The sequence below is a fragment of the Coxiella-like endosymbiont genome (genome assembly GCF_002871095.1).
Taxonomy (GTDB): Bacteria; Pseudomonadota; Gammaproteobacteria; order Coxiellales; family Coxiellaceae; genus Coxiella.
The window spans coordinates 1-6,164 of sequence record NZ_NSHJ01000135.1; the positions used below are offsets into that span (position 1 = coordinate 1).

Below are 6,164 nucleotides of genomic sequence, written 5' to 3' on the forward strand. Positions count from 1 at the left end.
TCTCGAGCACAAATAAGCTCTTAGTGCTTTTGAGATCTCCTATATTGTAAAACCAAACATTCCATACAGAGATGCTATAAACATTCTTCGTCATAAAATTTATAAGCAGATAAAATTACTTTCGTATCTGAATCGGTTAAAAAATATCTAATGATGAGCAGGTTTAATGAGAAAATTTTTCTATTAATTTAATATAATTGATAAAATTCGTCATTAAAAACAATAAGATTCCACCATTTATTCCAATCATGGGCTGATTTACCCAAAAGGCACTAAGGAGGGTCCATAATAGTTAAGCTTTTATAGACTAAACTAATACTATATTTGCTATTACAGCAAATCCTAATATTTATCGGGACCTTGATGCGACAATTAGTGAATCATTAACTTAAAATAGAATTTTATATTTATACTAAGAAAACAATTTAAATTTTAAATTCCATGTATTTTACATATTTAAATGCTTCCAGCATGAATCTCAAGTGTTTTATTGGATTCTTTTTTAAACAATTGTTTTCTGTTAAATGGTCACATCTACCTTTTTACGAACACGTTAAATCATAACGTTACCGTTCACCAGCATGACTCCCATCCAATTTGTTTAGCGAGAGATTGCCCACCACTAATTCATGTGATTTAGCATCTTTAGTTAACCACTACTACTGCTTCAATTAACAAATAAGGGCTTATAATTAGACCCACTAAACAATAGTGGTTATTGGGCACCTCTTATTAATTACTCTCTCTACTCGAATTTCTTTAAATTCATTTTTTCTTTTAATTTCAACACATAGATTATTGACATTTTTAAACACGAAAAAGGAACACAAAAAACTCCATCTGCTAATATATAATGCTTAATTTCTTTATATCTTTGAATATATATTAAGCTTTAAATATATATTAAGCTATTTTAATATATAGAGGCTATATATAGGGGCTATATAGATATATAGAAATATATAGAAGCTATATAGAGGCTAAATATAGAGGCTAACATTATATTTTATATGTTGCGATAATTACCAATGATAACCTATATTCAATCATAACATTATATCCAAAAATATAATTTTCTTCTCCTATGTAATACTCTCCTAAGATATAAAAACAGTACGATATTTTAGTATTACAGGTTAATTTTAGTCCCTTATCCATAAATACAGATTGGTAAATCAAATGTATTGTTATAATTTTCTGGTTCTAGACTAGGGAGTTGAGAAAAGATAGAATAATACAATTTAAGCAAGTTTATAGTTATAGCCTCATTTAAAACCTTTAATAGACAAAAACCTTTTTGAGCATTCATCATTGCCTGGCTAGGTGTAGCTACGCATTCTATTAAAGTGATAATATACTTCTGTCAATAGCTTATACCTTCTCTCATAAAGAAATATAATTAGCTTCAGATTTATCCAGAAACAGCATGCCATTTTACCAGTTAATTTTATGGGAATAATGAATTAATTTTTTCTGTGACAGTTCAGTATGATCAAAAACAACCATTCCCTTAAAATCAATAACAATTAATTTTTTGTTCTTTATTTAGCCATAAAACAAAAACTTATGCTTGGATACCACTGGAAAATCCTAGCTGTGTTGTTAGTAATATCAGCAATAGATTTATAAAGAAAAATATCTTCCTATATTATTTTTACCAGAATAAGCTCTTTATTTACTAAGCTTAAAATCATGGAAATATCATGGGATACTATAAGCTTCTCCACAAAATATTCTTTTCTCGTCAGATTTTGCCTAAATTTAAACGATTAGAGTCAAGATATTGTAATCTCTTCTCAATCTTCTCTCATGAACCAGAGATTGTAATCTAATAAAAGCAGGATGATGTTGTAGTAAATGAGTAAACATTAAAATACAATTATTTTTTAAGATAATTTGATAATGTTTCTGCATCTTCTATTTGTAACACTAAAGGTTTTTTAATACATACATCCTTCCCAGCCTCTAAAGCTTCTCTTGTTAATTTTGCATGATAGATAGGCAGATTTTAATTGCAACAGCATAATATTCTGAACTATCTAAAACTCTTTCCAAGAAAAAAACCTGGTTCCATATTAGAGGGTAAGTTGTCTTTCTATGGTTCGATCAGATTCACAAATAAGGTCTAATACTCCTAATTTCGAAAAATCTTTCAGTCAATTTTTCTGTACTAACGTGTTCTTACAACTACAATTTTTAGTAAATTTATTTATTTGCTCCTGTAAATAAAAATTAATTTCCTGTACATTGATTAGTTGAATTAAGTGATCCTGGAAACTCTTCACTACGAAAAAATTAATTACAGTTCAATTTTGCTAAAAAATTTATCTAACCACAAAAATATCAAGATACTCTATAAATAAGCTAAAATATTTAACTAATAGTCGACATGTTCAAAAGTTCTTCACAAATTAAGTTAACCATTTCTTCAGTTAAATAAGGATGGAATGGCAAACTTAAAACTTGCTGGCTCGCAATTTCAGTTTCAGGATAATGATAATTATCTTGCAGATAATTTCGAATTGCCGGTTGCTTATATAATGGTTGTGGATAATGAATGGCTGTAGGAATACCGACATTATTTAAGATAGATCGAACTTCTTGTCGTCGTTTTACTCGAACAGTGTATTGTGCAAAAACACTAACATTCCCAGCTTCAATATGAGGTATCACAAGATGACTACCTAATTTTTGGGAATACCATTTCGCTACTTGTTGGCGGCGTTTCAACTCTTCAGGAAAGATATCTAATTTTGCCAATAAAATAGCTGCCTGTAAGGTATCAAAGCGTACATTTAAACCAATTTGAATATGACGATAACGTGTTTGTTGACCGTGATTACGAATTAAGCGTATCTTTTCAGCTAAAACATCATCATTTGTAAAACAAGCACCACCATCACCATAGCATCCTAAGGGTTTAGAAGGAAAGAAACTCGTGCAGCCTATAGTCGTAAGGCTACAAGATTGACGCCCCCAATGGGTAGCTCCTAAACTTTGGGCACCATCTTCGATAATGGGAAGGTTATAACGATGAGCAATAGCATTAATTGCTGTCATATTAGCGCACTGACCATACAAACTAACAGGCATAATTGCTTTAGTTCGCTCAGTAATCGCAAGCTCAATTTGCGAAGGCTCTATGTTATACGTACGAGGATCAATATCAACAAACACAAGCTTAGCCCCTAAAAAAACAATAGTTTCTATGCTCGCAAAAAAGCTAAATGATGAAGTAATAACTTCATCACCTAGACCAATCCCCAATGCCAATAAAGCAACCAATAACGCCATTGTTCCATTAGAGAGAGTAATACAATGACGAACACCTACCCATTTAGCAAGGCGCTGCTCTAATTCTTCGACTTCTGGACCCATTATATATTGTCCATGATCTAAAACGGTCTGAATATTCTTATCAACAGTACTTTTTATCAGACGATATTGTTGATTTAAATCAATAAATTTTATCATCCCTATTCCTTTTGTATTACTTATTACTATGTCCCCATTACTGATAAATAGTACCCTAAAACAAACTCTAACTACAATCTCAATGATCCATGGCTATTTAGTATTTCCTAAAGTTTACAAGCAAGCCTTTTTATACAAAGAATTCTTTGCTTTGCTTGGGTGATTGAAAATCACTACTTATCGATGGCGATAATCTCAATGATGATTTTAAAGCATCTCTTTTATATAATTTTATAATTATGAAATTAACGCCTCTTACAACTTTATCACCTTTGGATGGTCGATATTATAAAAAATTAAATAATTTACGACCAATTCTCAGCGAGCATGGTCTAATTCGATACCGTATTTTAATTGAATTACAATGGCTACTATTTTTATCTCGTGAAGGCTTCCTTACTGAAATTCCAAAATTAACTACACCAGATTATGAAAAATTAGAAGCGATTTCAAAAAATTTTGACCTACAAGCTGCGAAAACGATTAAAGAAATCGAAAAAACTACCAATCACGACGTTAAAGCAGTTGAATATTATTTACAAAAAAAATTAAAAAAAGAAAAACGATTTATAGATTTGATCAACTTCATTCATTTTGCTTGCACTTCCGAAGATATTAATAATCTTTCTTATTCTCTCATGATTAATGAAGCTCGTGAGAAAGTTTTACGTCCAATCCTTAAAAAAATTGGACTACGTTTGCAGGCTATGATATCAGACTACGCAAACCTCCCCCTACTAAGTCGCACACATGGCCAACCTGCTACACCAACAACTTTAGGTAAAGAATTAGCAAATATAGTAGCCCGTCTTCACTCCCAATATCAGAATTTTATCAACCTGAAATTATTAGCTAAGATAAATGGTACCGTTGGTAATTTTAACGCTCATCAAGTGGCATATCCTAATTTTGACTGGCCCAGTTTTTCAAAACGCTTTGTCGAATCCTTCGGGTTAGAAGCCAATGAGTATACCACCCAAATTGAGCCTCATGATCGGTTGAGTGAGCTCTTACAATCATTAATTCGTCTTAATAATATTTTAATTGATTGTTGCCGAGATATATGGGGCTATATCAGTCTTGGGTATTTTTATCAGAAAGCTGTAAAAAATGAAGTTGGTTCTTCAACAATGCCTCATAAAGTCAATCCTATTGAGTTTGAAAATGCCGAAGGTAATTTAGGGCTTGCTAACGCGTTAGCCGATCATATGGCAAATAAACTCCCGATATCACGCTGGCAAAGGGATTTAACAGATTCCACGGTTTTACGAAATTTAGGATCTGTATTTGGCTACTCACTTATCGCCTATGAATCGTTATTTAACGGCCTAAACAAAATAAGCGCCAATAAACATCGAATCAAGGAAGAGGTCAATTCTCATTGGGAAGTATTAGCCGAAGCAATACAAACGGTTATGCGTCGATACGGCGTATTAGACGCTTATGAGCAACTGAAAGAACTTACTCGGGATAAATCGATTAATAAAAATGAATTGAAATACTTTGTTGAAAGCTTATCTCTTCCCCAAGAAGCAAAAGAATATTTAAAATCACTTACTCCTGAAAATTATACTGGCTTCGCTGCATCACTTGCAAAAAAAGTTAGAAATTTTAAATGGAATTAAAATTAATTTATTAAAAGATTGTCTAATAATCATATTTATGGATTGTCTAAATAACCATATCTATTACCCAATATACTAGATTTTCTCTTTAAATCTAACGAAAATAGCTAGCTTTATATCGAAACTAATATTGCAAGTAAAGCGTTATTAACTTATACCCCAATTAAATAAAGGCACTATATTTTAGTAAAGAAGAACGGCAAATTTTTAACTTAACTTCTTAATTTAATAAAAAAATTACACCATAGGATAGATAATTTTAATTTGATGATTAGTGGATCCGAGCTTACTTAAAATATACATCTTTATAAAATTTACATTCGTCATAATTATTACTGAAATCAGTTATTAAATACTCATCAAGTTTTGTGCTATCGTTTGATTTAAAATTACTGACAAAAATACTACCTATTATGTATCTTTCTATTCTAGGAAATACCGTCCAGACTTTAATGAAAAATTTATATACCCATGTGATCTTTAGATTTTCTTAGAACATCTAAAGATATATAGCAAAATTTCAGATCATGAATCTCATGTCTTCTCATGAACCCTCTTATTTTTAACGATTCTAAAAAGGTATTTGGGATTGAGGTAGATCAACAGGTAGGGAGGGGGAGAGGTGTGTGCGTTGGAAATTTATATAATTAATCTGAATGGTATATATATTGCTATTAGTGACCTCAGCCTATTACGAACTTTACCAATCATTCTACTTAATCCAGGTATTAACAACAAAGAATTATTAAATGATCCTTCTTATCTTGATTTAAGTCGCGCCTCATAAATGGACTGTACAAAAGACAAATAGGTCTTCAAATTTATCAACAAATTATTAAGCCCTTCAAAAAAGCAAAATTTTCTTCAATTCTTTTTATAATTCGATGACTCTTTAGTCTAAGTAGCTTTATTAATTATAATTTTATTGCCAATTTTTATCCAAAAATGTCAGGATTATAAATAATAAAATACATTACTCAGTTATTTACCAAACGATAAAAGTGTTTATAATTCACATTACTTGATAATTTACAAATCCCTAAACAATGATTTTAAACTAAATTC

General features: G+C 30.8%; 4 protein-coding genes. 2 read left to right on the forward strand and 2 right to left on the reverse strand.

The annotated features are described in order from the left end of the window. Positions 1-1,879: 1,879 nt before the first annotated feature. Positions 1,880-2,005, reverse strand: coding sequence for a Gfo/Idh/MocA family oxidoreductase (locus CLERM_RS04230; RefSeq protein WP_123056610.1), 126 nt, complete (start codon positions 2,003-2,005; stop codon positions 1,880-1,882). A 368-nt stretch (positions 2,006-2,373) separates the two neighbouring features. Beyond that, positions 2,374-3,474: a DegT/DnrJ/EryC1/StrS family aminotransferase gene (locus CLERM_RS03100; protein ID WP_195909781.1), complete on the reverse strand. Its 1,101-nt coding sequence runs from the start codon at positions 3,472-3,474 to the stop codon at positions 2,374-2,376. Positions 3,475-3,713: 239 nt separating this feature from the next. Between CLERM_RS03100 and purB the strand changes: the two genes are divergently transcribed. After that, positions 3,714-5,099, forward strand: a complete 1,386-nt coding sequence (purB, locus tag CLERM_RS03105) for an adenylosuccinate lyase (protein ID WP_102157132.1) — start codon at positions 3,714-3,716, stop codon at positions 5,097-5,099. Between the two features lie 622 nt (positions 5,100-5,721). Then, positions 5,722-5,886 (forward strand): hypothetical protein, encoded by a 165-nt coding sequence (locus CLERM_RS03960; protein ID WP_157939802.1) that lies wholly within the window; start codon positions 5,722-5,724, stop codon positions 5,884-5,886. The last annotated feature ends 278 nt before the right edge of the window (positions 5,887-6,164 follow it).